The 4,201-nt window shown below is 50.8% G+C and carries 4 protein-coding genes and 4 tRNA genes; 1 reads left to right on the forward strand and 7 read right to left on the reverse strand.

Translation table 11 applies throughout. The features are described from left to right. From IAE48_RS23835 to IAE48_RS23855, 5 genes are all read right to left on the reverse strand, one after another. A partial coding sequence (locus IAE48_RS23835; protein ID WP_023204020.1) for a GTP-binding protein occupies window positions 1-138 on the reverse strand: 138 nt, incomplete at its 3' end. 114 nt (window positions 139-252) lie between these two features. Next, window positions 253-328: transfer RNA gene (locus tag IAE48_RS23840), tRNA-Thr, on the reverse strand. A 5-nt stretch (window positions 329-333) separates the two neighbouring features. Continuing rightward, window positions 334-408 (reverse strand) — tRNA-Gly (locus tag IAE48_RS23845). A 111-nt stretch (window positions 409-519) separates the two neighbouring features. Continuing rightward, window positions 520-604, reverse strand: a tRNA-Tyr gene (locus IAE48_RS23850). Window positions 605-612: 8 nt separating this feature from the next. Further along, a tRNA-Thr gene (locus tag IAE48_RS23855) sits at window positions 613-688 on the reverse strand. A gap of 411 nt (window positions 689-1,099) precedes the next feature. On the opposite strand from IAE48_RS23855, the gene coaA reads away from it, so the two are divergent. Further along, window positions 1,100-2,050, forward strand: a complete 951-nt coding sequence (coaA, locus tag IAE48_RS23860) for a type I pantothenate kinase (protein ID WP_034812588.1) — start codon at window positions 1,100-1,102, stop codon at window positions 2,048-2,050. A gap of 31 nt (window positions 2,051-2,081) precedes the next feature. Here coaA and birA read toward each other — a convergent pair whose 3' ends face one another. Both birA and murB read right to left on the reverse strand, forming a co-directional pair. Continuing rightward, window positions 2,082-3,044, reverse strand: coding sequence for a bifunctional biotin--[acetyl-CoA-carboxylase] ligase/biotin operon repressor BirA (gene birA / locus IAE48_RS23865; RefSeq protein WP_094419089.1), 963 nt, complete (start codon window positions 3,042-3,044; stop codon window positions 2,082-2,084). Next, a complete protein-coding gene (murB, locus tag IAE48_RS23870; RefSeq protein ID WP_200135761.1) occupies window positions 3,041-4,069 on the reverse strand; it encodes a UDP-N-acetylmuramate dehydrogenase in 1,029 nt (342 codons plus the stop codon). The genes birA and murB overlap by 4 nt, the downstream gene beginning before the upstream one ends. Window positions 4,070-4,201 lie beyond the last annotated feature (132 nt).

The following is a 4,201-nucleotide window of genomic DNA, read 5'->3' on the forward strand; positions in this document are numbered from 1 at the left end:
TGCGCGAGCAGCACCGCCGTAGGTCTTAGCCAGTACGGTAGTGATTGCAGCAGTCAGCGTTGTTTTACCATGGTCAACGTGGCCGATAGTACCGACGTTAACGTGCGGTTTTGTACGTTCAAACTTTTCTTTAGACATCGATTGTCCCTCTAAGACACGGATAAATCGGTGATATCACCACATCAACCAGGCAACATGCCCGACTCGTTGAATGCTAAATAACAGAAGAGAAACCAGGAAGGAGAAGTGAAGTGGTGCTGATACCCAGAGTCGAACTGGGGACCTCACCCTTACCAAGGGTGCGCTCTACCAACTGAGCCATATCAGCACGTCTGGAGCGGGCAGCGGGAATCGAACCCGCATCATCAGCTTGGAAGGCTGAGGTAATAGCCATTATACGATGCCCGCATCCTGAAACTCGGCTACCCAGTGCTTCTGTATTGCCGGGAGAAGATTCTCTCCCTGAGAGCTGATTCACTACTGACACCAACTCAGGTTACGTTTTAGCGTAACCGAAAATGGTGGTGGGGGAAGGATTCGAACCTTCGAAGTCTGTGACGGCAGATTTACAGTCTGCTCCCTTTGGCCGCTCGGGAACCCCACCGGACTTGATGGTGCCGACTACCGGAATCGAACTGGTGACCTACTGATTACAAGTCAGTTGCTCTACCTACTGAGCTAAGTCGGCATCAAGTAGCGCGCATTCTAGGGAGACCTGCGGAGGGATGCAACAAAAAAATTGCACAAAATGCTCTATCGCTCACATTTTGCACGACAACACGAATAAATGCTGTAATTTCATGCAACACCGTGGAAAAAACCACCATTTCTGCTCGCGAATTGGCTGTGCCAAAAGGTCCCCTCATCCCCTTTGATTACATTGCCTATTTAAGGATCCATCTTAATAGGCATGAGCGATGTGTGGGAAACACTCTCCGGAGCGTGATTTTTCATATTATTCACTGTCATCTGGTGTTAACCTCCTGCCCATTGTTCCCACTTATTTAATAACGCCGAGCCATAGCATTATCTAAAGAGATGCTCTCGTTGCGCGCCGCCGGGCGCACCGCAGAGAGCCATGGCAGGCTGATAAAAGCGTATGAGTAAAAAAGAGCAAACGTTAATGACGCCCTACCTACAGTTTAATCGCAGCCAGTGGGCTGCCCTTCGTGCTTCGGTTCCTATGACCCTGACCGAGGGCGAAATCGCGAGATTAAAAGGCATTAATGAAGACCTTTCTTTAGAAGAAGTGGCGGAAATTTATCTCCCTCTTTCCCGTTTACTCAATTTCTATATCAGCTCCAACTTGCGCCGTCAGGCCGTGCTTGAACAATTCCTTGGCACTAATGGGCAGCGCATTCCTTATATCATCAGCATTGCCGGAAGCGTGGCGGTAGGTAAAAGCACCACGGCACGTGTGCTGCAAGCCTTGTTGAGCCGCTGGCCCGAGCATCGTCGCGTTGAACTCATTACTACCGATGGTTTTTTGCATCCAAACCAGGTGTTGAAAGATCGCGGTCTGATGAAGAAGAAAGGCTTTCCGCAATCCTATGATATGCATCGCCTTGTGAAATTCGTGTCAGATATCAAATCAGGGGTGACCAATGTCACCGCGCCGGTCTATTCGCACCTGATTTATGATGTTATTCCGGATGGCGACAAGACGGTTGCTCAGCCCGATATTCTGATTCTTGAAGGGTTGAATGTACTGCAAAGCGGTATGGATTATCCTCATGACCCGCATCATGTATTTGTCTCTGACTTTGTCGATTTTTCAATATATGTCGACGCGCCTGAGGAGCTGCTGCAGAACTGGTATATCAATCGCTTCCTGAAATTCCGTGAAGGCGCTTTTACCAATCCCGATTCTTATTTCCATAACTATGCGAAATTATCGAAAGAGGAAGCCGTCGAGATTGCGCAATCGCTGTGGAAAGAAATTAACGGATTAAATCTTAAAGAAAATATCCTTCCAACGCGCGAGCGAGCAAGCCTGATTATGACCAAAAGTGCTAATCATGCTGTTGAAGAAGTGCGTCTGCGTAAGTAATAAAAAAGGGAGCATCTCTGCTCCCTTGCCGTTATTCCGCGCTGCGTAGCGATATTTCCCCACCAACCCAGGGTTTAACTACGCCATCCTGCTCGAGCAATAATGCCCCCTGCGAATCGATGCCGCGAGAGATACCGAAGATCTCTTTCTCGCCAATAATCAATTTAACCGGACGGTTAATAAAATTATCCAGCACTTCCCAGCGGCTAAGAAAAGGCGTGAGCCCCTCTTGTTCAAAGCAGTGCAGTGCGCTGCGTAACTCAGTGATAAGCCGTGCAGCAAGAACGTTGCGGTCGATACGCACGCCCGCTTCCTGCAGGTTAATCCAGCCCTGATTGATGTCACCCGCCTGCGCATTACGCATGGCCAGATTGACACCGGCGCCGATTACGATCTGCGCTGCATCGCCTGTTTTACCTGTCAATTCAACGAGGATACCGGCAAGTTTGCGATCGTTGAGATAAAGATCGTTAGGCCATTTAACGCGCACCTGGTCAGCACCCAAGTCGCGTAATACTTCAGTCATAACGATGCCAATAACCAGGCTTAAGCCGATAGCGGCAGCGGGGCCTTGTTCAAGACGCCAGTACATGGAGATATAGAGATTGGCCCCAAAGGGCGAAATCCATTTCCGGCCACGGCGTCCACGGCCTGCCTGCTGATACTCAGCGACACAGGCATCGCCTGACTGCAATCCGGCAAGACGATCGAGCAAATACTGGTTTGTGGAGTCAATGACAGGCAATACAGCCACACTGCCTTGCGCAACTTCACGACGGATGAATGTCTCATCCAACAGTTGAATAGGTTCAGGAAGGCTGTAGCCTTTCCCCGGCACGGTAAACACATCCACACCCCAGTCCCGGAGCGTCTGTATATGTTTATTAATTGCAGCCCGGCTCATACCCAGGCTCTCGCCAAGCTGTTCACCGGAGTGAAACTCGCCGTCAGCCAGAAGCGAGATAAGCGTCAATGGGATAGTATTATCTTTCACGCAATAACCTCCACGGCATTCACCTCACCGGCATGGCCAATAAAGCGCACCTCTGGCTCCAGCCAGACGTTAAATTTTTCGCCGACGCGCTGGCGCACTAAATGGGCAAGCTGAACCACATCATCACTTGTCGCCCTATCTGCATTAATGAGCACCAGAGCCTGTAAGTGATGAACGGCAGCACCGCCTGTTGATGTCCCTTTCAACTGACATTGATCGATCAGCCAACCGGCGGCCAGTTTTACCGAGCCATCGGCCTGTGGATAGTGGGGAGCATGAGGATGAGCAGCCAGCAGAGCAACCGCCTGTTCAGCCGTGATCACCGGATTTTTGAAGAAGCTACCCGCGTTACCATACACTTTCGGGTCCGGCAGTTTGCTGGTACGCATATGACAGACGGCATCAAAGACCTGCTGCGGTGTTACGGTCGCAGGATCAAGCCGGGTGAGGTCCCCATAGGTGAGTACCGGTTGCCACGCTTTAGCCAGACGCAATCCTACGGCAGTGATCGCAACGCGATCCTGATACTCATGCTTGAATATGCTGTCGCGGTAGCCGAAACGGCACTCTTTTGCGCTTAACCGCTGTTGTTTGCCACTGCTTAGCTCAACGCAGTCGACATAATCGCAGACACGCTGCAGCTCAACGCCATACGCCCCGATATTCTGGATAGGTGAGGATCCCGTGCAGCCTGGGATCAGCGCGAGATTTTCCAGACCCGGCATTCCGCGTTCAAGCGTGAATTGCACAAGCTGATGCCAATTCTCACCGGCGCCAACATGCAGAAGCCATGCATCAGCCTCTTCACTAATCGTGATGCCTTTGATGCGATTGATGATGACGGTTCCGGCAAAATCCTCCAGGAAAAGCACATTACTGCCCTCTCCAAGGATTAGCACCGGTTGCTGCTGCTCTACTGCACTCTGCCAGGCTTCCAGCAGTTGTTGGGTATTCTCGGCGCATACGATGCGACGGGCATTATGCTCGATACCAAAGGTATTCCACGGCTTAAGGGAGAGATTCATTCACGCTATCCTGATGCAAAAACAGGGCTAGTTTACCGTATACGAAGGGGGAGTGCTTGCGGTGTTTCAGGAAGATACAACGCAAAAAGCCTCATGCTTTCGCATGAGGCTTTCGGCTTTGTTTGATGCCTG

Source organism: Kosakonia sp. S57 (assembly GCF_016516575.1).
In the GTDB taxonomy this organism is placed as follows: Bacteria; Pseudomonadota; Gammaproteobacteria; order Enterobacterales; family Enterobacteriaceae; genus Kosakonia; species Kosakonia cowanii.

Coding starts and splice junctions, on each gene's coding strand:
- coaA (WP_034812588.1), top strand. CDS start 1,100: ATGAGTAAAAAAGAGCAAACGTTAATGACGCCCTACCTACAGTTTAAT.
- murB (WP_200135761.1), bottom strand. CDS start 4,069: ATGAATCTCTCCCTTAAGCCGTGGAATACCTTTGGTATCGAGCATAAT.